General features: G+C 72.6%; 17 protein-coding genes. 4 read left to right on the top strand and 13 right to left on the bottom strand.

The window, feature by feature from the left end; all coding sequences use genetic code 11:
- Positions 1-235: 235 nt before the first annotated feature.
- Both ACFZA0_RS35445 and ACFZA0_RS35440 read right to left on the bottom strand, forming a co-directional pair.
- Positions 236-1,378 carry an FUSC family protein gene (locus tag ACFZA0_RS35445; protein WP_391024641.1) on the bottom strand — a complete coding sequence of 381 codons (1,143 nt, stop codon included), beginning with the start codon at positions 1,376-1,378 and terminating at the stop codon, positions 236-238.
- 141 nt (positions 1,379-1,519) lie between these two features.
- A complete protein-coding gene (locus ACFZA0_RS35440; RefSeq protein WP_391024639.1) occupies positions 1,520-2,452 on the bottom strand; it encodes a Rieske 2Fe-2S domain-containing protein in 933 nt (310 codons plus the stop codon).
- A gap of 246 nt (positions 2,453-2,698) precedes the next feature.
- On the opposite strand from ACFZA0_RS35440, the gene ACFZA0_RS35435 reads away from it, so the two are divergent.
- Positions 2,699-3,709, top strand: a complete 1,011-nt coding sequence (locus ACFZA0_RS35435; protein ID WP_391024637.1) for an SDR family NAD(P)-dependent oxidoreductase — start codon at positions 2,699-2,701, stop codon at positions 3,707-3,709.
- Positions 3,710-3,932: 223 nt separating this feature from the next.
- Here the strand turns inward: ACFZA0_RS35435 and ACFZA0_RS35430 are convergent, their stop codons facing one another.
- Entirely contained in the window at positions 3,933-7,124 is a 3,192-nt protein-coding gene (locus ACFZA0_RS35430) for a glycoside hydrolase family 3 N-terminal domain-containing protein (RefSeq protein ID WP_391024636.1), read from the bottom strand.
- Positions 7,125-7,304: 180 nt separating this feature from the next.
- Here ACFZA0_RS35430 and ACFZA0_RS35425 point away from each other — a divergent pair, with 180 nt between their 5' ends.
- Positions 7,305-8,462, top strand: a complete 1,158-nt coding sequence (locus ACFZA0_RS35425; protein WP_391024634.1) for an ROK family protein — start codon at positions 7,305-7,307, stop codon at positions 8,460-8,462.
- Between the two features lie 34 nt (positions 8,463-8,496).
- Here the strand turns inward: ACFZA0_RS35425 and ACFZA0_RS35420 are convergent, their stop codons facing one another.
- Positions 8,497-9,666, bottom strand: coding sequence for an ROK family protein (locus tag ACFZA0_RS35420; protein WP_391024632.1), 1,170 nt, complete (start codon positions 9,664-9,666; stop codon positions 8,497-8,499).
- Positions 9,667-9,911: 245 nt separating this feature from the next.
- A complete protein-coding gene (locus ACFZA0_RS35415) occupies positions 9,912-11,783 on the bottom strand; it encodes a RecQ family ATP-dependent DNA helicase (RefSeq protein WP_391024630.1) in 1,872 nt (623 codons plus the stop codon).
- Between the two features lie 299 nt (positions 11,784-12,082).
- On the opposite strand from ACFZA0_RS35415, the gene ACFZA0_RS35410 reads away from it, so the two are divergent.
- On the top strand, positions 12,083-12,535 hold the full coding sequence (locus tag ACFZA0_RS35410) for an NUDIX domain-containing protein (RefSeq protein WP_391024628.1): 453 nt from the start codon (positions 12,083-12,085) through the stop codon (positions 12,533-12,535).
- 121 nt (positions 12,536-12,656) lie between these two features.
- Here ACFZA0_RS35410 and ACFZA0_RS35405 read toward each other — a convergent pair whose 3' ends face one another.
- The 7 genes from ACFZA0_RS35405 to ACFZA0_RS35375 form a co-directional block, all read right to left on the bottom strand.
- Positions 12,657-13,205, bottom strand: a complete 549-nt coding sequence (locus ACFZA0_RS35405) for a DUF664 domain-containing protein (RefSeq protein ID WP_391024626.1) — start codon at positions 13,203-13,205, stop codon at positions 12,657-12,659.
- 154 nt (positions 13,206-13,359) lie between these two features.
- Complete coding sequence (locus ACFZA0_RS35400; RefSeq protein WP_391024624.1) at positions 13,360-14,946, bottom strand: subtype B tannase; 1,587 nt, start codon at positions 14,944-14,946, stop codon at positions 13,360-13,362.
- A 313-nt stretch (positions 14,947-15,259) separates the two neighbouring features.
- Entirely contained in the window at positions 15,260-17,407 is a 2,148-nt protein-coding gene (helR, locus tag ACFZA0_RS35395; protein WP_391024622.1) for an RNA polymerase recycling motor ATPase HelR, read from the bottom strand.
- A 242-nt stretch (positions 17,408-17,649) separates the two neighbouring features.
- Positions 17,650-18,696, bottom strand: coding sequence for a YhjD/YihY/BrkB family envelope integrity protein (locus tag ACFZA0_RS35390; protein WP_391024621.1), 1,047 nt, complete (start codon positions 18,694-18,696; stop codon positions 17,650-17,652).
- 108 nt (positions 18,697-18,804) lie between these two features.
- Positions 18,805-19,386: a DapH/DapD/GlmU-related protein gene (locus ACFZA0_RS35385; RefSeq protein WP_391024620.1), complete on the bottom strand. Its 582-nt coding sequence runs from the start codon at positions 19,384-19,386 to the stop codon at positions 18,805-18,807.
- Positions 19,387-19,446: 60 nt separating this feature from the next.
- Positions 19,447-20,181 (bottom strand): SDR family oxidoreductase, encoded by a 735-nt coding sequence (locus ACFZA0_RS35380; RefSeq protein WP_391024696.1) that lies wholly within the window; start codon positions 20,179-20,181, stop codon positions 19,447-19,449.
- A 246-nt stretch (positions 20,182-20,427) separates the two neighbouring features.
- Positions 20,428-21,069 carry a TetR family transcriptional regulator gene (locus tag ACFZA0_RS35375; protein WP_391024618.1) on the bottom strand — a complete coding sequence of 214 codons (642 nt, stop codon included), beginning with the start codon at positions 21,067-21,069 and terminating at the stop codon, positions 20,428-20,430.
- A 371-nt stretch (positions 21,070-21,440) separates the two neighbouring features.
- On the opposite strand from ACFZA0_RS35375, the gene ACFZA0_RS35370 reads away from it, so the two are divergent.
- A complete protein-coding gene (locus ACFZA0_RS35370; protein WP_391024616.1) occupies positions 21,441-23,006 on the top strand; it encodes an MFS transporter in 1,566 nt (521 codons plus the stop codon).
- Positions 23,007-23,089: 83 nt separating this feature from the next.
- On the opposite strand, the gene ACFZA0_RS35365 is transcribed toward ACFZA0_RS35370, so the two are convergent.
- On the bottom strand, positions 23,090-23,851 hold the full coding sequence (locus ACFZA0_RS35365) for an alpha/beta hydrolase (RefSeq protein WP_391024614.1): 762 nt from the start codon (positions 23,849-23,851) through the stop codon (positions 23,090-23,092).
- Positions 23,852-24,069: the final 218 nt, after the last annotated feature.

Below are 24,069 nucleotides of genomic sequence, written 5' to 3'. Positions count from 1 at the left end.
AGGCGGGGCCGGGGCGTTCCCCGGAACCGGGCCCGCGCGCACACCCGCGGGCGCGCCGCGCGGTCGATGCCGAGGCGCGGCGCCCGCGCTCGGCAGCGCGGTACGGCGGGTGCAGGGCCGATCGGGCGACGGGCCGCGCGGCGGGGTGCGGGCGCGGGACGGTGGTGGCCGGGACGGCGAGAGGGAGGCGCCCCCGGCTCGCGGCGTGGGGCCCACGGCCGTCGGCGTCCGCTCCTCACACCGCCCGTGCCTCCGGTGCCAGGGCCCTGGCCAGCGCCGACAGCAGGCGTTCCGTGTCGACGGAGAGGGCGGCGCCGGTCGAGGTCGCCCGGCCCGTGTGCGGCAGCGCGGCGAGCAGTTCGTCGCGGGCCCGCCACGCCGTCGCGAGCGCGTCCTCGTCGTACGGGCCGTCCGGGCCGGCCCCGCCGTCGCCGCTGCCCGTCTTCGCGGCGGCGTCGCGGTGGAACACCAGTGCCGCCCCGTGCAACAGCGAGGGCAGCGGGCGCAGCGCCTCGGCGGGGAGGTCGTCGGGTCGTGCGTCGAGGTCGGTGAGGGTGCGCGTGAGCCCGGAGAGGTGGTCGGTGAGGTCGTACCACGCCGTGTCGGGCAGCCCCGGCGAATCGTCCGGGCCCGCCGAACGGCGCATGTGGCGACCGGGGTTGAGGCGGTTGCTCTCCTGGGACCAGCGCTGCGCCTCGCGCAGCTCGGTGAGGATGTCGCCCAGCCACTGCGCCCGGTCGCGCCAGTCCCCGGGGCCGTCACCGGGCTCGCCGTGCGCGAAGTGACCGGCGGCGTCGTCCAGCAGACGGCCGCTCTCCATCGCGAGCTGCGTCCGCAACTGCCTTACCCGCCGGGCGTGTTCGGGCGGCAGGACGAGCGCGTTCACGGTGATGCCGACGACGGCGCCCACCGCTGTCTCCAGCAGCCGGTGACCGAGGGCGACGGGGCCGTAGGAACCGCCGGCGATGACGAAGAGGGCCGCGGTCGGCGCGTACAGCCCCTGGCCGCCGAAGCGCGCGTAGTTGCCGAGCAGGACGGTCAGCGGCAGTGCGACGGCCAGGGCGCCCATGGTGCTGTCCGTCAGCACACCCGCCAACGCCGCCAGCAGTGTGCCGAGCACGACCACGACGAACTGCTGGAGCCCCGCGACGAGCGAGCGGTACACGGTGCTCTGCATCAGGAACAGCGCGGTCCACGGTGCCAGCAGGGCGAGCGGCGCGTGCCACCACCACCCCGTGAGGGCCCAGGCGAGCAGGGCCGCGCCCGCGGCCTTGAGGGACTGCACGGCGGTGTACCGCTCGGGGCCGGACCGGGTGAGGGACCGCCGTACGGACCCTCCCACCGTGCGCAACTCCCAGACCATCGCAGGCGCCACCATGCCTCGCTTCTCCCTCGGAACGTCGCGGAACCTTCACGTGCAGGAGGGATGTACCAGCGTGGCGGCGTCCCATGCCTGCGGAAACGGCGCGCACCTGCCCGCGCCCGGTCCCGCACACCCGCCCGAGAGCCGCTCCCGACGTCAGCCCGCGTCGGGCAGGCGCACCGAGACGGTGCCGTCCGCGTCGACCCTCGTCTCGAAGCACGGTTGCGGCGCCGTCGCCGGACCCGCGACGTTCCAGCCGTCCGAGAGGCGGAACACGCTCCCGTGCCAGGGGCACGTCACGCAGCCGTCGGCCACCTCGCCCTCCGAGAGCGGTCCGGAGGCATGGCTGCACCGGTCGGCCAGCACGCTCACCGCGTCGCCCTCGGCGCGCACGACCAGCAGCGGAACCTCGCCGAGCAGGTGCCGCACGGGTTCGCCCAGCGGGAAGTCCCCGGTCCGGCCGATGGTGTGCCAGCCCGGTTCGACGAGGTGCGGCACCGGTTCCGCCTTGTTCGCGCCCGCGCCCTGCCGGTAGGCGAGATGACCGCCGACGAGTCCGCCCGTCCCGGCCGCCACCAGCCCCGCGAACCCCAGCAGCCTGCCGAGCCCGGGGCGCCGCCCCCGCGCCGCCCACGAACCCGCGTACAGGGTCACGGCGGCGACGTTGCACCCCGCGTGCACCAGCCCGGTGCGCATCTGCTGCTCGTGCTGCTCGGCCCAGTCGACCCAGCCCGCCAGCGCGGCCGGCACCGCGGCCACGGTGCCGACGCCCACCAGCACGCGGGCGCCGCGCCGCCCGCCGGGCAGGACGTCCAGCACGGCCGCCGAGAGCCAGGCGCCCACGGGCACCTGGACCAGCGCCGGATGCAGCGGATGTCCGGCCTGCCGCCCGTGCAGGACGTCGCGCAGGGGGCCCAGCGGGAGGGCCCGCACCACGCGGCGGACCTTCGTGGCGACACCGTCGAGCGACTCGGCCCGGCCCAGAGCGTCGAGGGCGTCCACCAGCGGGGACCGCGCCCCGGAGGCAGCGGCGCCGAAGTCCTCGGGCACTGTCGTGGTCTTGGTGAGCAGTACGCGGGTGAGTTTCATGGAAGCCGGTTAGCCCCTGCCGCCCGCGGACAAACGGTCCCGCCGCTCAGCCACCCCGACGGCACGGCCGCTCACACGGTCGCGCCGCACGCGCGCCGCACGCGCGAACGGTCACCGCCGACGCGGGCGGGCCGCCGGTGAGGAGATGCCCGGCACGGGTACTCGATGTCAACTGGTGGGGCGGGGTACTCGCGACCGACGCCCGTCGCGCCCCCACGACGACGGACGAGAGAACGAGGTGAGGTCATGCCGGCCCTGGAACGCTCCCGCATCGACGGGCTGTCCGCCCTGGTCACGGGCGGATCGCGAGGGCTGGGGCTGCTGCTCGCGGCCCGGCTGGCGGTCCGCGGCTGCCGCATCACCATCCTGGCCCGCGACGCGGACGAACTGCGCCGGGGCGCCGAGTGGATCGAGGACCGCACCGGTCGCGACGTGCGGACGGCGGTGTGCGACGTGCGCGACCGCGCCGCCGTCGAGCAGGCGGTCGCCGACACGTACGCGGTCCAGGACGGGCTCGACGTGGTGCTCGCCAACGCCGGTGTCATCCAGGTGGCACCCGCGGCCACGGCGGGCGTCGAGGCGTTCGAGGACGCGATGTCCACCATCTTCGACGGTGCCCTCCACACGGCGCTCGCGGCACTGCCGTACCTGCGCGAGAGCCGGGCCGGCGGACGGCTGGGATTCGTGGGGTCGGTCGGCGGACTGCTGGCCGTGCCGCACCTGGTGCCGTACTCGTGCGCGAAGGCGGCCGTGGGCGCGCTCGGCGAGGGGCTGCGGGCGGAGACAGCCGGCGAGAACGTCACCGTCACCACCGTCCACCCGGGACTGATGCGCACGGGCTCGCACCTCCAGGCGGAGTTCGGCGGGCGCGCCTCGGCCGAGTTCGCCTGGTTCTCGGCGCTCGCCGGCGCGCCCGTGGTGTCGATGGACGCCGAGCGCGCGGCCGAACGCATCGTCCGCGCCGTCGAGCGGCGCCGCACCCGGCTGGTACTGACACCGGCGGCGCGTGCGGCAGGACTCGCCCACGGCGTGGCGCCCACGCTGGTGACCCGGGCGAGCGGACTGGTGGCGCGGCTGCTCCCCGACGCGGAGGGAGAGGCCGGTGCGCCGCTTCGGCAGGGCCACGGCCTCGAACCGGCCGGTGTCCACGGCCTGGCCGGCCGGCTGCGGGCCTGGGGCAGCGCCCTCAACGACCGGGCCGCGGGCCGCTACAACCAGAGCGTCCCGGGACCCGCCACGAGCGCGACCCGGCCCTGAGCCCGGCACACGGCACGGCACCCGGCCCCGGTCCGGTGCGGGCCGCGCCAAGTGCCGCCTTCCGAAAGGGAGTCGAGCGGGACGCGTGTCCGCGGAACACCGCGGCCGCGCCCCCGTGACGGGAGCGCGGCCGCGGCGGTGACCGGTGCGGTCGGGGGCGTTCGACGGCTGTTGCGCCGAACGCCCCCGCGACATGGGCCCCTTGGGTTCGGGCCCCGCGTGGTCAGTGCCTGCCGGGGGCCTTGCCGACCCGGCCCTTCGAGGTCGTGACCGCTGGGTCGAGGTTCTTGAACTGCCCGGTGTAGGAACCCACCGAGATGCCCTTCACGCCCTGCTGCTTGGCCAGTTGCTGGAAGGACTCCGTCTTGGAGGCCGTGGTGAGGATGCGGATCGCGCTGCGCTGGAGGTCACCGAGGCGCATCGTGTAGGCGTCCGCCGCCGGGTAGTTGCCGGTCAGGTTCACCTTGTACGAGGTGACCGCGCTGGTGGTGTCGCCGGGCGTCGCGTACTGCACGTCCGTGACCGTGATCGCCGCCTTCTGGGCGGCCGTCAGGGCGGTCGAGGCGAGCAGGGTCTGTACCGCCTTGTAGGCGTCGTCGACCGAGGTGAACTTCGGATTGGCCGTGTACGTCTGGTTGTTGATCGCGTCGATGGTGGTGGTGCCGGACAGCGGCGTCTTCGACAGGTCCGTCGAGGAGTCCACGGTGGTGGACACCGTCGAGGTGCCGGCGGCGGCCAGGGTGAGTCCGCCGAGCTGGTACGAGTAGCTGGACGAACCGGTCGCCCGCACGGTGCGGGTGTAGGCGGGCAGCCCGTCCACGTCGATGGTCGGATCGGCCTTCACGGTGGCGTTGACCACGTCGGAGGGCCTTCCGCCCGGCTCGATCAGGTCGTTGCCGGAGTACATGGTGGCGGTGGCGCCGTGGCTGCCGCCCCAGTCCGTCATCACGGTGCCCTTGAAGTCCCACTCGCCGCGCAACAGGTCGGTGAGCAGGTCGTAGTTGGCGGAGGCGTACGTGCCCTGGATGCGGTTGTAGGAACTCATGACCGACATCGGCTGGGCGGCCTTGACGGCGATCTCGAAGCCCTTGAGCTCGATCTCGCGCATCGCCCGCTCGCTGACGACGTCGTTGCCGCCGCTGCGCGTGGTCTCCTGGTTGTTGCCCGCGAAGTGCTTCACGGTCACGCCGACGCCGGGATTGCTCTGCACGCCCTCGGTGGTGGCGGCGGCCGTGAGGCCGGCGACCAGCGGGTCCTCCGAGTAGTACTCGAAGTTGCGGCCGTTGAGCGGGTCGCGGTGGATGTTCATGCCGGGTGCCAGCCAGAGGGAGACACCGAACTCGTTCATCTCCTGGCCGATGGCCTTGCCGACCTTGTCGACCAGGTCGTGGTCCCAGCTCTGCGCCAGGAGCGTGCCGACCGGCCACGCGGTGGCGTACTGGTAGGTCGCCGGGGTCGTCGCGATCTGCTGCGTGAGGCGGAGTCCGGCGGGGCCGTCGGACAGGCTCATGCTCGGGATGCCGAGGCTCTCGTAGGCGCCGGTGGTGTAGCCGGCCGCGCCGACCGCGGACGGCGTGGTGCCGCCGACGCTCGATCCCTCGACCAGGGTGGCCAGTTGGCTGACGGAGAGGCCGGCCACGAACTGCTGGATCGAGATCTTGCCCTTCGCGACGTCGTAGAGCGTGTACGACGAGTTGGTCCGGACGTTGCTGACCTTCTCGCCCGTCTTGGGCTTGTACGGGGCCCCGGTCTTCTCCCAGTTCTTCTGGCTCGGGTCGAGGTAGACCGTGGTGGAGGAGACCTTGGCACCGTCGAGCGCGTAATAGGGCGACGTCGCGTCGACCGTGACGTTCTGCTCGTACTCCGAGGCGTCCTTCGCGGTGCGGAAGGAAGCGGGGCTCAGGGTGATGCGGCGGGCGCCCGCGATCTCCCGCTTCTCCGACGCGTAGGAGTAGAAGTCCGCCGGGTCGCTGGACAGTTCGCTCGCGGGCTTCTGGTCGTCCAGCTCGGTGTGGTCCTGCTCGGTCACCACGGACCGGGACAGCGACAGCTTGGCCGCGACGTGCGTGTTGCGGGAGGAGTCGCCCACGCGCACCACGTAGTCGCCCGCGTCGAGCACGTACGCGGCACGGGACTCGTCGTACGAGGCCAGCGACGTGGTGCCGAAGCTGACCGTCACCGTCTGGGAGGCGCCGGGGGCGAGGTCGTCGGTCTTCACGTAGCCGGCGAGCTGCTGGTACGCCTTGTCCTGGCCCTTCTGCGGCGCGGAGACGTAGACCTGCACGACCTCCTTGCCGCTGTAGCGGCGGCCGGTGTTGGTGACCTTCGCGGTGACCTTCACCTGCTTCGCGTCCGCGGTGACGCGCTGCGCCTGGATGTCGAAGTCGGTGTACGAACCGCCGTAGCCGAAGGGGTAGTTGACCACGGAGGCCGGGTCGGCGCTGTCGATGCTCCGGTAGAAGGAGTCGAAGTAGCGGTAACCGACGTAGATGCCCTCGCTGTACTCCTCGGTCTGCGAGTTGCCGTCGTTGTTCGCGAAGGTCGCCGAGGCCGGGTAGTCGGAGTAGCTCGCGGCCCAGGTGTCGGTGAGCTTGCCCGAGGGGTCGGCGGTGCCGTTCAGCACGTCGGCCAGCGCGTTGCCGCTCTCCTGGCCGGCCTGGCTCATCAGCAGCATGGAGTCCAGGGCGATGCCGCCGGAGGGGTCCTTCTCGGCGGCGTTGATCTGCTTGTAGAAGCTGGTGTCCATGACACCGCCGGAGTTGATGACCACGACGACGTGCTTGTAGGTCCTGCCCAGCACTTCGAGGTTGGCGCGCTCGGTGTCGGCCAGCAGGTAGTCGCCCTTGCCCGCCGAACGGTCAGCACCCTCACCGGAGTTGCGGGCGATGACGTACACCGCGGTGTCGGTCTTCGCGGTCGGCTTCGCCGTCTCCGCGGTCAGCGGCTGCTCCACCGAGGAGTAGTCGATCGTGGGTCCGAAGACGCTGCCGCCCGACGAGGGCGGGTACTTGCTGTCGAACGCGGTGGTCATCGCCGACCAGTAGGCGTCACTGGTGGTGATCTTGTAACCGGCGTTCTCCAGGCCCTGACGGGCGCTGACGGTGTACCGGTTGTTCACGTTGCCCGAACCGGTGCCGCCCTTGACGGTCTGGTAGCCGCCGACGCCGAAGAGCGCGACGTTGCCGGAACGGGCCATGGGCAGCGCCGAGTCGTGGTTCTCCATCAGCACCATGCCCTGCTCCGCCGCTTGGCGCGACAGCGTGGCGTTCGCCTGCTCCAGGGCGTTCGGCTGCGGGTCGGTGGTGGCGGCCTGGGCGGGGATGAGCCCGCCGAAGAGCAGCGCCGACGCGACGACCGAGGCTCCTGCGGCGACGAGCATCGGTCTGATCCGACGGTTCACGGGGGTGGTGTTCACGGACAGCGTCCCTTCTGTCGAGTCCGGCCTGGCAATGAGCCGGAGACATGAGGAATGTATGAACCGCCTTTTGAACCGTCAATAACCAAAAACAAAACGCCACTCAGGGTTTTGTGTTATCCGGACTTAAAGATTTGGCCAATGACTGGCGCAATGAAGTGAGTTGCCTATCATGTGCTGATGGACGTGGCCGCTGATCGTTCCTCGCCCCGCAACCGGACCCGGGAGGAGATCTTCCGCGCCATCCAGGGCGGCGGGGCCGTCACGCGTGCCTATCTCGTGGAGGCCACCGGACTGTCCCGCAGCACCGTGAACCACGCGGTCTCCCGCTTGATCGCCGACGAGCGCGTGACCGAGGCCGACCCGACCGCGAAGGGACCGGGGACGGGCAGCGGACGTCCGGCCGGCCTGCTGCGCTGCGTCTCCGCGGGCCGCAACTGCGCGGCACTCGACTTCGGCCACACGCACGTCCAGGCTGCCGTCATCGACGCCTCGGGGAACATCGTCGCCCGCCAACGGGCCGAACTGGACGTCGACCTGGAGGCGCGCCAGGCCATGGACCTGGCCGCCGACATGCTCGGCACGCTCGGCCGGGACAGCGGCGTCGACGACATATCCGTCGTGGTCGCGGGCATCCCCGGGCCGCTCGACTCGGTCTCCGGCCTGGTACGTTCGCCCACCATCCTCTCCAGCTGGGTCGGTCTCGCCCCCGCCTGCGAACTCGAACACCGGCTGGGGCTCCCCGTCCACGTCGAGAACGACGCCGTGCTCGGCGCGTACGGGGAACTGCACCGCGGCGCCGGCTGCGGCTACGCGGACTTCCTGTACGTCAAGGCGTCCCACGGGATCGGGGCGGGCATGGTCCTCGGCGGCGAGCCCTACCGGGGATCACTCGGCTTCGCCGGGGAGATCGGCCACACCCCCCTGCCCGGCTACACCGACCTGTGCCGGTGCGGCAAGCGGGGCTGTCTGGAGGCGGTCGTCTCCGTGGAGTCGATCAAGGCGCAGATCGCCCACACCCACCCCAGCATGCGCGCCGACGCGGTCCGCCTGGAGGACTTGGACGACCCCACCAGCCGGCGGATCCTGAACGACGCCGGCCACGTCCTGGGCGAGGTGCTGTCCGTGCTGAGCAACCTGCTCAACCCCGCCGCGCTCGTGATCGGCGGCGAACTGGGCTCCACCGGCAGCCCGTTGCTGGAGGGCGTCACCGCGACGGTGCAGCGCAACGCCCAGCCGGCCATCGCCGCGTCCATGGACATCGTGCCCGCCCGTCTCGGCGCCGACGCCGAACTGGTCGGAGCGGCGGTCCTCGCGGCGACGCTGGTGCTGGACTGAACCGTTCGCGGCGGGGGTGCGATGCCCCGAACCCTCAGTTCGCGGAGCCCAGTTGGAGTGCGACGGCCCCGTAGGCCTGCGCGTCGGCGAGACGGCCGCGCACCAGCCGAAGGTGCTGGATCTGCCCCGGCGGACAGTGCTCGCCGAGGCCGTCGGCGAGGGAGGTCGTGAACGGCACGTGAGCCGGGCCGAGTTGGGCGTCGATGACGATGGCGTCCGGGGTGAGCACCGTGACCAGGCCGGACAGCGCGCGGGCGGCCTTGCGCCCGGCGTCCTGGTAGAAGCGCAGGGCCACCGGGTCGCCCGCCGCGACCAGTTCGTCCGCCTCGCGGCCGGTCAGCGCCCTGCCGTACAGCTCCGACAGGACGAGGTCGGCGTCCTTTCCCGCGAGCTGGGTGGCGAGGCAACCCCGCCCACCGCACAGGCAGTCGGGCCCGTCGGCGTCGATCTGCACGTGCGCGATCTCGCCCGCCGTGCCGCCCGGTCCGCTGAACAGCCGCCCGTCGAAGACGAGTCCGGACCCGATGCCATGACGCACGCTCAGGTGCACGCTGGCCCGGGTGCCCGCCGCGGCACCGAAGACGGCCTCGCCGAGCGCCGCCAACTGCGCGTCGTTGACCAGGGTCACCGGCTCGGCGAGCCACCGGCTCAGGCGCTCGTGCGCGGACGCCACGGCGTCGAACTGCGCGGTGAGCCGCCGCGCGAGCGGACCGTCGGAGGGCAGGACGGGCGGCCCGTCCTCCGTCACCGGGAACGGCGCGGCGATCACGACCTGCCGCACCCCCGGGGACCCGCCGCCGCGCGCCCGTCGCAGGAAGTCGAGCACCGCCCGGTCCCAGGTGCCGGGCGACGTCGGCAGCGCGGCGACGCTGTCCGCCGACCGCGGCCCGGCCGCGTCCGCCAGGACCAGCGAGGTGGTGGCCGGGCCCAGCCGCACCAGGGCGACGGGCGCGACGACCGAACTGAGCTGGTACGTGAACGCGGGTCGCCCCGGGCTCCGGTCCCGTGACCCCGGGGCGACCGACAGCGTGCCGCGCCCGACCAACTCCTTCAGCAGCGAGGTCACCACGGTCCGGGAGAGCCCGGTCCGCTCGGCGATCTCCGCGCGGTGCAGCGACCTGGCGCCGTCGAAACAGGCCAGTACCGCCGATTCCAGCAGTGCGGCCGAACTGCGCGGGCCACGGGTGTGGGTCCGGGTCGTCATCGATCCACCTCAACGCTGATGGGACCGGCCGCACCGAGGGGCGCGGGCGGGCCTGCGGGTAGCGGGTGGTGGGGGGTGGAGGGGACGAAGGGAGGAGGGCGGGGGCGGGTCGGGCTGATGTGGGCACGCCGACTATAAAGCCGATCATCGGCCGATTCAATACGCCTGGGCGGTACACGGAACCACGGTCCGCAGGGGCGTCCCGCCCCTCACGGGCCACCTGGCCAACACGTGTCAACTCCCGCTCACGGCATGGTGTCCAGCAGGTGACGGTCCGTCACCACGGCGAGCGACAGGGTGCGGTATCCGACCGTGGAGAACAGCACCGTGACCTTGCCGTCGCCCTCGCTCATGACCTCGCCCTCGCCCCACTGACCGTGACGCACGCGGACGCCCGGCAGGTAGGGGTGGGCCGGCGCCGCGGTCGCGGCGGGCCGCCCGGCGGAGGAGGCGCCCGTGCCGGGACCGTCGGCGGCGGAGCGCGGCGCTGCACCGCCGCGGAGCCGGAGGCGCGCGCTGCGGCGGGTGTCGGCCGGCACGCCCGCGGCCGTCGTCCTTCCTTCGCCGCGCGACCGGCGCCGCCCCGCACCGCCGCGCTCCTCGCGCAGGTCGTGGCCGGCCCCGGGCGCCGGGCCCGAGCAGTTTCCGCAGGCGCCGCACGGGACGGGGACGGTCTCGCCGAAGTAGCCGAGCAGGAAACGGCGCCGGCAGTCGGACGTCTCGGCGTAGCCGCGCATCATGTCCACGCGCGACTGTTCGAGCTTGCGGTGCGTGGCGTCGACGGCCAGCGCGCGCTGCACGACGGCTTCGACGTCGTCCTCGGCCGTGCTCTTCGCCGTGCCGGCCGGGGTGCCGCCCTTCTCGTCGTCCGTCAGGCCGGTCCAGCGGGTGCCGTTGCGCCCCGTGGTGACCGCGCCGGTCTCCTCCAGGAGGTTCAGCACCGCGGACAGCCCGGTCGCGCTGAGGTCGCAGGCCTCCCGCAGCCGGGTCGCCCCCATGGCCGCTCCCTCGGCCCGCAGCCGTTCGGCGACCCGCCGCAGCGCGTCGGCGTCCGGCGACCCGGCGGCGAAGTACCGCTGGAGCCCGAGGTCCTTGGACCGGTACGCGAGGATCGCGCGGGCCGGTGCCCCGTCGCGGCCCGCCCGGCCGATCTCCTGGTAGTAGGCGTCCAGGGAGCCCGGCACCGAGGCGTGCAGCACGAACCGCACGTCGGCCTTGTCGATGCCCATGCCGAACGCGGAGGTGGCCACGACCACGTCCAACTCGCCGTCCCGGAAACGGTCCTGGGTCTCCCCGCGTTCGGCGGCCGGCCTGCCCGCGTGGTAACTCGCGGCTGCCAGGCCGAGTTCGGCGAGTTCCTTGGCGTACTTGTCCGCGGCCCGCCGGGTCGCCGCGTACACGATGCCGGGCTTCTCCTCCACGGCCGCGCGCTCCACGACGAAACGCTCCTTGGCGGCCTCCTCCTGGAAGGCGGTCACGTCGAGGTGGATGTTGGGCCGGTCGAAGCCGGACACCACCTCCAACGGGTCGGTCATGCCCAGGCGTTCGGCGATGTCCCGGCGCACCGGGGCAGCCGCGTTCGCCGTCAGCGCCAGCACCGGCGGATTGCCGAGCCGCTCGCGCGCGTGGCGCAGCCGCAGGTAGTCCGGACGGAAGTCGTGGCCCCAGGACGAGACGCAGTGCGCCTCGTCCACCACGAGCAGCCGGGGCCGCACCGCGGCGAGCCGCTCGGCGACGTCGGGCTTGGCGAGCTGCTCGGGAGCCAGGAACACCACGTCCACCGAGGACGCGCTGATCCGGGCCCACGCCGTCTCGTTGTCGCTGCGCTTCTGCGCCGAGTTGATCGCGGCGGCACGCAGTCCGCCGGAGTCGAGCAGGCTCTGCATCTGGTCGCGCTGAAGGGCGATCAACGGTGACACGACCACGACCGGCCCGCCCAGCAGCACCGCCGGCACCTGGTACACCGCGGACTTCCCCGCGCCGGTCGGCATCACCGCGAGGACGTCCCGCCCCTTCATCACGCCCTTCATGGCGTCGAGTTGGGCCGGCCGCAGCCGCTGCCAGCCGAAAACCCGCTGCGCGGTACGGCGCAGCCGCCGGGACGTGAGTGCGAGCATGCTGTTCCTCCGAGGGCCGGGCGTACGGCCGGTTCGGCCGTGTGACTGGCCGCCTACCCCGGCTGGGCCGGATATCGCGTGGCGATCTCACCGGAGGAGCCGACGGGGTCCGCACCGGGCCGGCGCACCGGCGGTCCCCCCCGTCCGCGCGAGCGTGAAATCCGGTTCGCCGAGGCGCGTTTGCTCCCTCTCCGTCCGGTGATCAGGGCCCTTGTCCACCTCGCCTGTCGTGCCGTGCGCGCGGCGGGGTACCGTCCGAAGCGGACAACCGCCCGCCCCCACGCCGTTCCGGAGCACCCGTGTCACGACTCCTCGCCCGTTTGTGGCGTGCCCTGCGCCCGTTCCAGAACCGCGTGATGTGGTGTCTCAACGCGAAGTTCGTGGTGGGCGTCACCGGAGTCGTGCGCGACGACGAGGGCCGGGTGCTGATGCTGCGCCACCGCATGTGGCCGCCCGGCCGCCAGTGGGGACTGCCGAGCGGGTTCGCCCGTAAGGGCGAGGACTTCCGGCACACGGTGGTTCGCGAGGTCAAGGAGGAGACCGGCCTCGACGTCGAGGTGGGCGACCTCGTCCTGCTGAACAGCGGTTTCCGTACGCGCCTCGAAGTGGCCTTCGAAGCGCGGCTGTTGGGCGGGGAGCTGCGGATCGACCCCGCCGAGATCCTGGAGGCCCGCTGGTGCCGGCCGGACGAACTCCCGGAGGGGGCCCAGCCGGTGTGCCGTCCGCTCGTGGACGGGGTCACGACTCCCTGAACTGCGGCGCCCGTTGTCCCGGGTGCCGGGCGACGATGCGTCGGGGACACGGCTCCCGGGGGGTTGCGGGCCGGAGCCCGGCGGAAGTCCCGGTGGCCGTCCGTGGGTCGGGCGCTTCCGCTCAGCTGCCCACGGCGCCGTCGATGCGTTCGCGCAGGAGGTCGGCGTGGCCGTTGTGCCGGGCGTACTCGGCGATCGTGTCCACCAGGATCCTGCGCAGCGAGATCGGCTCGCCGTCCCGTCTGCGGATTCCCGTCGCGTCGAGCGAGGCCGCTTCCGCCGTGACCCGTCGTGACGCCTCGCATTCCGTCCGCCAGACGTCGAAGTCCTCGGCCACGTCGCCGTCGAGGCCCTCGAAGTCCTGGTCGGGGTCGTCGTCCGAGTAGTGGAGGAGGGGCACGTCCTCGCCCGCGAACTGGATGCGGAACCACCAGCGTTCGCACCCGGCGAGGTGGCGCACCAGGCCGTGCAGGGAGAGCGCCGACGGCGGAACCGCGCGCTCGGCGAGCTGTTCGGGCGACAGGCCCGCGCACTTGAGCTCGAAGGTCCTGCGGTGCCAGTCGAGGACGGCGGTCAGCGTCTCGCGTTCGTCCCCCGTGGCCGGGGGCTCGGGACGGGAGCCGTCCTCCCACCGGAGGGAGTAGTGCCGCGGTGCTGGTGCGTCGGTCATCGGTGAACGCCTCCCGGGCGGTCCGAGTCGGGTACGGAGGAAGTCGAGGCGCGCCCAGACTGGCAGACGCCACCGACAACCGGCCGAACCCGCGCCCCCTGCCGCCCCCGGGAGGGGCTCCGGCCGCCCCCCGGGCCCGCGGTCAGTACGTCCGCTACCGCTTCCGGTACCCGCACACCCTGGCCACCCACGAGATGAAGTCCCCGGGGTCGACGTTCGTCGCGTGGCCCTGGTCCCAGTAGTACTCGTGGTTGACGTCGTCGCCCAGGTTGTCGAGGGCCGCGGCGAGGTTCGCGGAGACCGTGGGGGAGGTGTCGCTGTCGCTGGTGCCGAGCCGGATCCACCAGTGACGGGAGCGGTTCCGGTTGCGCTCCTCGATGTGGTGCATGGGGTTCATGAGGCGGAGCAGCTCGGGGATGTCGCTCGCGAGCCGCTTGCCGGTGACGCCGGTCGTGTCGTTCGCGAGGCTGTAGGCGGTGAAGTGGCGGGCCTTGGTCGTGTCCTCGCCGAACTCGTTGTTCTCGCCCGCGGAAAGGTCGAACGCGTCGAAGGCGGGCGCCGTCTTCTTCCGCGCTCCCACGTGGGTGAGGAAGTCTTCCCACGCGAACGTCGCCCGGCCGCCGGACCAGGTGATGAACGTGTTCTTCTTCAGGTACGCGGCGCGGTCGGTCTCCGACAGGGCGGCGAGGTACTTGGTCGCGGAAGGCTGGAAGTACGTCCGCAGCAGGTAGTCGTCGTAGTTGCGCGCCGTCAGCGGGCCGTAGCCGTCGAGGCCGCGCAGCCGGAGGCCCGCCTGGTACTCCGCGAACTGGGTGCGGAGCGCCTTCGACACGGTCTGGTCGACGGTCTTGCCGGTGCTCTGCGTGGCGTTGGTGCCCCAGATCCACTCGTAGGCCCCGTCGGCGTGTTCGAGGTCGGTGATCGGGCACCACGTCGCGGTCGCGAAGACGGCGTCACTCGCGGGTGCGGCGCCGGCCTCCTCCAGGTACCGGTCGTAGAGGGGGCTGTCGCCGGACGCGCCCAGCAGCGCGGACAGCGCACCGCCCGCGCTGGTGCCGGTGGACACGATGCGGTCGGTGTCACCGGGTATGCGGCCCCGGTTGAACCGCACGTACCGCACCGCGGCCTTCAGGTCGACGATGGCCGCCGGCGCCGTCCCGTAGTAGGCCCCGGAGGAGTCGGTGAGGCTGCGACCGCGGGCGCCGGGCTCGACGGCCACGTACCCGGCCACGACCGCCAGCTTCGCGAGGTTGACCATGCCGTTGACGGCCCCCGTACCGCCGGACGGGCCGCCCGCCGAGGTGCCGCCGGCCGGCGCGCCGCCGGGTGCCCCGCCCGGCGCGGCCATCCCGGTCATCTCCAGCTCGTTCTGCCCCACGCCGGTGGCCTTGGCGACGGACGACGGCATGTAGGCGCCGACGGAGTTGGCGAAGACGACGGGAGCGCGGCTCGCGTCCACGGCCTTTCCGTCGATCTTCACGGGGACGCTCACGACGAGGCTCTGGTGAGTGCTGTCCGAGGGGTTGGTGACGTAGTCGCGCGGCTTGTAGAAGCGGTAGACGACGGTGTGCTTGTCGCCCGCGGCGTCGGCGATGCTCTCCGTGACCTCGGTGAAGTCGTCCGGGTCGAAGACGAGGGAGTCCGCCGCCCCCGAGGAGTCCGAGGCGCCGCGTTCCGACGCACTGGCGTTCGTGGCGACGCCGCCCACCGCCACGGCACCGGCGGTCACGCCGATACCCATGACGACGGTCCTTCGCTTCACTGCCCTGTGCCTCACGTGTCTGTCTCCTCGCCGTGGCAGTTCACTGCCGCATCGGTTGCACCAGCGAACGTAAAAGCCCGTCGACGGGATCGTCAACAATTTTGGTGACTTCACAGGAGATGTTCAGAAAAGCCGGTTTCTCTCAGCCTCGTGACAGGAAGCGGCCGATCCGCCCAGGTGGGGCGCGGTGGCGGTGCGTGCCGCGGCGGGTGGGGCGGCGGAGGGCGGCGCGAACTCCCGCCTCCCGCCGCCCCGCCCGCCGCGGCCCGTCGCCGTCCGTCGCCGTCCGCGGTCAGGACCCGGTGAGGATCACGAGTCGCTGTGTCGCCCTGGTCATCGCGACGTAGCGGTCCACCGCGCCCTCCACGCCCTGCCCGAATGCCTCCGGGTCGACGAGGACGACCAGGTCGAACTCCAGCCCCTTCGACAGCTCCGGCGTGAGCGACCGGATGCGGGAGGTGCCCCGGAACGTCGGATCGCCGATGACGCAGGCGACACCGTCCGCGTGCGTGGCGAGCCAGTCGTCGAGGATCGCGTCCCGGTCCGCGACGGAGCCGTGGACGACGGGCAGGCCCCCGCCGCGGATGGAGGTCGGCACGTTGGCGTCCGGCAGCACGGCGCGGATGACCGGCTCGGCCTCCTTCATGACCTCTTCCGGCGTGCGGTAGTTGATGCTCAGGGAGGCCACTTCGACCCGCCCGAGCCCGACCCTGCGCAGCCGTTCCTCCCACGACTCGGTGAACCCGTGACGGGCCTGCGCGCGGTCCCCGACGATGGTGAAACTCCGCGAGGGACAGCGCAGCAGCAGCATCTGCCACTGCGCGTCGGTCAGTTCCTGGGCCTCGTCCACCACGACGTGGGCGAACGGTCCCGCCAGCGGCTCCGGGTCGGCGACCGGCAGCGCGCTCTCGTCGACCAGGCTCTCCTGGAGGTCCTGCCCGAGCAGCATCGTCACCGCGCCCTCGCCGTCCGGGTCGGCCGCCACCAGGCTGTCGATGACACCCGCCATGCGCGTGCGCTCGGCCGCGACCGTGGCGTCGTGCCGCCGCTTGCGCCGGGACACCTCGGGGTCGCCGAGGCGCTGCCGCGCCGCGTCCAGGAGCGGCAGGTCGGACACCGTCCACGCCTGCGGCTGTTCGCGCTGGAGCAGCCGTACGGCGTCGGGGCCGAGCCACGGGGCACATTTGCGCAGGTAGGCGGGCACGGTCCAGAGGTCGCCGACGAGGTCGGCGGCCTCCAGCAGGGGCCACGCCCGGTTGAGGGTCCTGACGAGTTCGTTGTCGCCGCGCAGCGCCCTGCGGAACTGGTCGGGCGGCACGTCGCCGTCCTGCCGTTCGAGCAGGGTCGTGAGCAGCTCCTCCCAGATCTGGTCGCGGGCCTCGTTGTGCGGGGTGCCCGGCTCGGGCGCCTCGAAGGCCTCCGCCCAGTCCTCCGCGCTCAGCCACACGTCGGTCCAGGGCGTGGTGACCTTCATGCCCTGGGCGGGCGGCTCCTCGTAGAACCTGACGGCCGTCTCGATCGCCTTGACCAGGTCCGCGGAGGACTTGAGACGGGCCACCTCCGGGTCCGTCTCCGTGGTCGCCGAGGCACCCTCGACGACCAGGTCCCGCAGGGTGCAGGTGCGCACGCCCTCCTCGCCGAGGCTGGGCAGCACGTCGGCCACGTAGTTCAGGTAGGGCTGGTGCGGCCCGACGAACAGGACGCCGCCCCTGCGGTGGCCCAGCCGGGGATCCGCGTAGAGCAGGTACGCGGAGCGGTGCAGGGCGACGACGGTCTTGCCGGTGCCGGGGCCGCCGTCGACGACGAGGGCGCCCCGCGAACCGGCCCGGACGATCGCGTCCTGGTCGGCCTGGATGGTGCCCAGCACGTCCCGCATCCGGGCCGACCGGTCGGCGCCCAGGCTCGCCACGAAGGCCGAGTGGTCGTCCAGCGCGGCGTGCCCGTCGAGGCCCTCGGCGGTGAACACCTCGTCCCAGTAGTCGCTGATCCGGCCGCCCGTCCACCGGTACCTGCGGCGGCTCGCCAGTCCCATCGGGTGGGCGTGGGTCGCGGCGAAGAACGGTTCGGCCGCGGGGGAGCGCCAGTCGATCAGCAGCCGCCGGCCCGTGCTGTCGGTGAGCCCGAGGCGCCCGATGTACAGGGGTTCGTCGTCGTCCGCGCCGACGATGTGGCCGAGGCAGAGGTCGAGGCCGAAGCGGCGCAGTGCGCGCAGGCGTCCGGCCAGCCGGTGGACCTCGGCGTCGCGGTCCATGGCCTCCCGGCCGACGCCGCCGGGCCCGCGCAGTTCGGCGGCGAGCCGGTCGGACACCTCGGCGATCGAGGCGTCGAGGCTCTCCGCGACGGCGGCGAAGTGCCGCTCGTCGCGGGCGACGAGGGCCGGGTCGGCCTTGGCCGCGAGACGGTCGGGAAGATCGAACGCACTGGTGGTGGAGGGGTTCACGTCAGCGACCCCGCTCTTCGTGCTCGGACGGCAACGCTCGCACTGAATGGATCTCCCGATTCCGCAGATGCTGGTTCTGACCAGCGATTCTCCGGCATCGCGGGGGCCTTGCCGCAAGCCCCCCGGTGCGCTATAGGTTGAGAGTGGCGGGAGGCCCCTGTTCCCGGCCGTTCCCGCGACCTTTCCAGGCCCTCCCGCGCACCCTCACCTGTCACACGTGGTGCTCGCGCCGTGCCGCCGGGTCACACCTCGTCAAGGCGGCGGTGGTCCGCTTCGCTCCACTTGCGGGTGTCGCGCGGCTGCGTGTACGGCTCCGCCCCGGCCGGCAGTCCGCCCGCGATGGCCCGCTGGCGCACCGCCTCGGCGTCGAACTCCAGGCCGAGCAGGACGGCGAGGTTGCTGATCCACAGCCAGACGAGGAACACGATGACGCCCGCCATCGTCCCGTAGGTCTTGTTGTACGAAGCGAAGTTGGCGACGTAGAACGCGAAGCCGGCGGACGCGGCGAGCCAGATCAGCAGCGCCAGGAAGCTGCCCGGCGTGATCCAGCGGAACCCCTTCACCTTGGCGTTCGGCGTCGCCCAGTACAGGATGGCGATCATCACGGTGACCAGCACGATGAGCACCGGCCACTTGGCGATCGACCACGCCGTGAGCGCGGTGTCGCCGAAGCCCAGCGCCCCGCCGGCCTGGCGGGCCAGACCGCCGCTGAACACCACGATCAGCGCGCTGGCCACCGCGATCAGCATGAGGACGACGGTCACGCCGACGCGGACCGGCAGCACCTTCCAGACCGGCCGGCCCTCGGGCATGTCGTAGACGGCGTTCGCGGCGCGGATGAACGCGGCCACGTATCCGGACGCCGACCACACCGCGAGGACGATGCCGACGATCGCCATGACCGAGCCGGTGCCCGAATTGTTCTGGAGCTGCTCCACCGCGCGCGTGATGATGTCCCGGGCCGATCCGGGCGCCAGTTTCTGGATGTTGGACAGCACCTTGTCCGTGGCCGACTTGCCGGTGATGCCCAGCAGCGACACCAGCACCAGCAGCGCGGGGAACAGCGACAGCACCCCGTAGTACGTCAATGCCGCGGCGCGGTCGGCCAGTTCGTCCTCCTGGAACTCGCGGAGCGAGCCCTTGAGCACGGCGCCCCAGGCCCGGGGCGGCAGTTGCGCCGGGGTGTCCGGTGCCGCCTCCTCGACCTCGGGACCCGGGCCGGGTTCGTCCGGCTCGGTCCCCTCGCCGGTGCTGTGACGCTTTCCCCCTGGAAGATGCAGTTTCGCCATGGGCACCGGGTAACCGGGTGACCGCGTCCTACGCCACGAACACCGCAGGACATCCGTCCGGTCGCGTCCGGTGCGCGCCCCCGGACGCCTCCCGCCCGCCTGCGGCGCTCAGAGCGTGCGGACCTGGCGGGCCGGGTTGCCGACCACCAAGACACCCGCCGGGACGTCCTTGGTGACGACCGCACCCGCGCCGACCACGGAGTCGTCCCCGATGGTCACCCCCGGCAGGACGATCGCGCCGCCGCCCAGCCACACGTTGTCGCCGATGGTGATCGGCCTCGCCGCCTCCAGCTTGTCGCGCCGAGGCTGCGGCTCCAACGGGTGCGTGGGCGTGAGGAGTTGCACATGCGGGCCGAACTGGCAGTCCTCGCCGACGGTGATGGCCGCGACGTCCAGCGCGGTCAGTCCGTAGTTGACGAAGGTGCGCGCCCCGATGCTGATGTTGCTGCCGTAGTCGACGTACAGCGGCGGCCTCACGTACGCCTCCTCGCCCAGGAAGCCGAGGAGTTGGGCCAGCAGGGGCCGCGCCGCGTCGGGTTCCTCGGCGTAGGCGGTCTGGTAGCGGGAGGCGAGGCGTACGGCCTCCTGCTGGCGCCGTGCGATCTCGGGATCGTCCGCGATGTACAGGTCGCCCGCCATCATGCGCTCCAGCTGGGAACGGGGGTCGTCTGCGAAGTAGTCGGTCGGCATGCCGGCGAGCGTACGCGCGTACGGGGGCGGGAACGCGTCCTTGGCGTGTCGCGGTGTCCGTCAGGTGAGCCCGCCGTTGCTCCCCAGAAGCTGACCGTTGATCCACTGGCCCTCGGGCGAGCAGAGGAAGCCGATGAGGTGTGCGGTGTCCTGCGGGGTGCCGAGCCGGTCGAGGGCGGTCCGCGCGCGCACGGCGTCGCGCACCTCCCTCGTCATCCAACCGGTGTCCACCGGGCCGGGGTTGACCACATTGGCGGTGACCCCGAGGTGGGCCAGTTCCTGCGCGGCGGCCAGCGTGATGCGGTCCAGGGCACCCTTGCTCGCGCCGTAGGGGAGGTTGCCCACGGTGTGGTCGCTGGTGAGGGCGACGATACGGCCCGTGCCGCGGGCGCCGTCGAAGCGGCGGCCGAACTCACGGATCAGGAGCCAGGTTCCCCGGGCGTTCACCGCGAAGTGCCGGTCGAAGCTCTCGACCGTGGTGTCGAGCAGGCCGGAGTCGACCGACTCGCAGTGGCACATCACCAGGGCCGTGACCGTGCCGAGCCGCCGAGCGGTCTCGTCGAAGACGCGTTCGGGCGTGCGGATGTCCGCGAGGTCGGCCTCCACCGACACGCTCGCCGCACCCGCCTGCCCGAGCCGGGCAGCGATCGCGTCCGTCGCCCCCGGCTCGGCGCCCCACTCCATGCGCCGGTCATAGGGGTTCCAGTACGTGAAGGCGATGTCCCAGCCCGACAGGGCGAGTTGACGGGCGACGGCGGCCCCGATGCCCGCCGTGCGGCCGACACCGGTCACCAGCGCGACCGGACGGGGGCCGCCGGGAGGGGAGTTGCCGGCGGACGGGGCAGGGGCAGGGGCTGGGGCAGGTGCAGAGTCAGGGGCTGTGTTCTCGGGCGACGTCACGGGACCGGATGGTCCGGGACACAGGGCCTCGGCGCAACCGCATTCGTCGCAGGGGGAGTTGGCAGCGCTTGAGAGGGGGGCGCCAACTCCCGCGCCCCACAGGTAACTTGGGATGCGCGACACCGCCGCCGACGCCGGGTGTCATCGGCCACGGGGGCGCCGGTCACCCTCCGCGCGCCGGTGCGGCGGCAGGCCCAGCGCCAGACGCAACTGTGGGGTGAACACGCGGAGCAGCTCTTCGCGCCCCATGGAGGCCACGGGTTCGAGGCGCAACAGGTAGCGGGTGGTGATGAGGCCGGCCAGCACCGAGGAGAAGGCCACCGCGCGGCGGTGCGCGTCGGGGCCGCCCGCGAATTCCGCGAGCCGGTCCACGAGTTCGCGCTCCACTCCCTCTCTGACCAGGGCCGCGATCGACTCGTCGTGGAAGGCGCCGCGCAGCATGGTGTCCAGTGCGGCGCCGGACTCGGGCGCCTCCCACGCCGACATGACCTGCCGCAGGGCCCGCTCGGGGAACGCGTCGCGTTCGACCTTGCTGTCCAGCAGTGCGGCCAGCAGCTCTGCGGGGTTGGCGGGCAGGGCGAGGGCCGCTCCGAACAGGCCCTTCTTGGAGCCGAAGTAGTAGCTGAGCAGGGCCAGATCGACGTCCGCCTCGGCGGCGATCGACCGCATGGTCACCGAGCGGTAGCCGTCGGCCAGGAAGCGCCGGCGTGCGGCGGCCAGGATCGCCTGGCGCGTCTCGGGGCGGCCCGGCCGGCGCCCTCGTGCGGAACCGTCTTTCGTCACACGGTGAGGGTAGGGCGCCGGCCGTCCGGAAGGGGTTCGACCACGGCGGACGGGGGCGAGGGAGAGGACGAGCGCGAGGGTGAGGGCGGGGGGAATTCATCGCATCGCGTCCGGTGGCGGTAATTCGTGGTTCTTGCGAGGTCCGGCGGATCCGATGTCATCCACGGTGACGTGCTTCGTCGCAGCTCCGAGGCACATGCGAGCGGAGGTTGCCACGGTGGGGCCGCCGACGGACGCGCCCGCGCAGAATTCATCGGCCTGGCGACGCGGGGGTTCCGAGGGCGACCCTGGCGTTGGCCGTCGGGCAGACCGCCCGCCCGACCGAAGCCGGGTGAGAGTCCCGGTGGAAGCCCCAGTGGAAGAAGGAACCGATGTCCTCGCCCGCCGTCAAGGCCGCTCCGCCCGAACCGCGTCACCGCAGTGTTCTCGCCGTCACGTGCCTGGCGCTCGGCGCCGTGGTGGCGGCCATGGCCTCCCTCAACGTGGCCCTTCCCGACCTCGCCCGGCAGACGCACGCCACCCAGACCGACCTGTCCTGGATCATCGACGCCTACAGCCTCGTCTTCGCGTCCCTGCTGCTGCCCGCCGGTGCGCTGGGCGACCGGTTCGGCCGCCGCAGGGCCCTGATCACCGGCCTCACCGTCTTCGGCGGGGCCTCCGTCGCGGCGGCCTTCACCACCAGCCCCAGTGCGCTCATCGTGCTGCGCGGCGTCCTCGGCCTGGGCGCAGCGCTCGTCATGCCGGCCACCCTGTCGACGATCACCACCACGTTCCCGCGCGAGCAGCGGGCCCGTGCGGTGAGCGTCTGGGCGGCCGTCGCGGGCGCCTCCGCCATCGTGGGCGTCTTCGTCACCGGGCTGCTCCTCGAACAGTGGTCCTGGCAGTCGGTGTTCTGGTTCAACGTGGTCCTGTCCGTCGTGGCCCTCGCGGGGACCCTGCGTTTCGTCCCCGAGTCGGCGGCGAAGGAACGGCCCCGGCTGGACGTCGGCGGAGCGCTGATCGCCGTCGTGGGTCTGGTGGCGCTGGTCTACTCCGTCATCGAGGCGCCGACCCGCGGCTGGGCCGACCCCCTCACCCTCGGCGGCATCGCCCTCGGCCTGGTGGTGCTGGCTGGCTTCGTCGGCTACGAGCTGCGCCGTGCGCACCCGCTGCTCGACCCGCGGCTGTTCCGCAACCGGCAGTTCGCGGCGGGCTCGCTGTCCATCACGCTTCAGTTCTTCGTGTTCTTCGGCTTCATCTTCGTGATGATGCAGTACCTCCAACTGGCGCGCGGCGACAGCGCGTTGGTCGCCGCGACCACCATGATCCCGATGGCGGCGACGCTGGGACCGGCCTCCCGGCTCTCGCCGCGCCTGGTGAGCAGGTTCGGCAACCGCGCACCGTGGACCGTCGGCCTGGTGGCCGTCACCGCGGCGATGGTCGTGCTGTCCCGCCTCGACGCCGACAGCTCGTTCTGGCTGATCGTCGCCGGGCTGGTGCCGCTCGGCGCGGGCATGGGCCTCGCGATGACCCCGGGGACCACGGCGATCACCGACGCCCTGCCCAGCGCCCTCCAGAACGTCGGGTCGGCCGTGAACGACCTGTCCCGCGAACTCGGCGGCGCCCTCGGCATCGCCGTCCTCGGCAGCATGCTCAGCGCCACCTACCGCGACAACCTCCACCTCACGCATGTCCCGGCCCCCGTCGCCGAGGCCGCCCGGTCGTCGCTGGGCGCCGCCCACGCCATCGGCGGCCCCGTCGCCGAACAGGCACGGGACGCCTTCCTCGACGGCATGCGGTTCGCCTTCCTCGGGGGTGCGGTGACCGCGGCCCTGGCCGCCGTCGTCGTCGCGCTGCTCCTGCGGCCGGCCCGCCGCACCTCGGCGCCGGAGGCCGACCGGCAGGACACGCGGACCACGGCCGAGGGCCGGGAGACCGCCCCGTACGCGAACAGCTGACCCGGCGGCCGGCGGGAGACCGGTGTGCGGACCGGCGCGGTCCGCACACCGGCACCCGACGTGGGGCCGGCCCCGGGCCGTCGTCACGTCCGCGGCGCGGCTCCGCCGAGATGCCGGACGAAGAAGCGGACCGCGCTCGCGGCCTCGAACCGCGGCAGCTCCTTGTGGCTGCCCGCGTTGGCGTGCAGGGTCTTCTCCTTCGAGGCGAATGCGTCGAAGAGGGCCAGACCGGACGCGCGCGGAATGTGCTGGTCGTTCCACTGGAGTGTGAACTCGACCGGCACGGTGACCCGTTGGGCGGTCTCCGCGAGGCTGTCGCCCCAGAAGAGACCGAAGACCGCGGCGGTGATCCGGGGATCGGCCGCCACGAGCGGGACCCCGATCGCCGTCCCCATGTTCAGCCCGAAGTAGCCGACGGGGCCGCCGGGGCCGATCTCCGGGAGTTCCTGGAGGGCGTCCAGCGCCGCTCGCCACTCCGGCACGGCGCGCTCGGCGAGGTGGGCGTTGTAGCGCACGACGACCGGGCCGACGGGATCGCCGTCCGCCATGGCCCGTTGCATGACGCCGATCTCCCGTTCGTCGTGGTCGGTGCGGGGCCGGTCGCCGTGGCCGGGTGCGTCGAGGCACGCGACGTGGAATCCGCCGTCGGCCACGAGGAGCCGCGCGCGGCCGCGAACAGCGGGGGACTTCTTGTGATTGCCGCCGCCGTGCCCCATCAGTACCAGGGGTGCGCGTCCGGAGGAGGCCGCCGGTGACCAGAGCGCACCGGGAACGCCGGCCACGGTGAAGTCGCGCTCGACGACGCCGTCCGCCGACGTCTCGGCGGTGAAGTGTGCGGAACTCATGATGTGTTGCCCTTCGGGAGTGCCTTGCGGTGGGGGCGCTCCCGGCGACGTCGGAGTCAGTCGCGGACCGTGGGAGAAAGGGGGTGCACCCATGTCGATACAGCGTTCACGGGTCTCACCTCCTCGTACGACGTCACGGCTCGCGGCACGCTATCAACGGCCCTCCCTTCACCCAACTCCTTTTCGCCGTACGTCACTTCGTTCACTCGCAGAACCCC

Source organism: Streptomyces sp. NPDC008150 (genome assembly GCF_042956945.1).
Lineage (GTDB): Bacteria > Actinomycetota > Actinomycetes > Streptomycetales > Streptomycetaceae > Streptomyces.
This window is presented reverse-complemented; position numbering and strand designations above follow the sequence as displayed.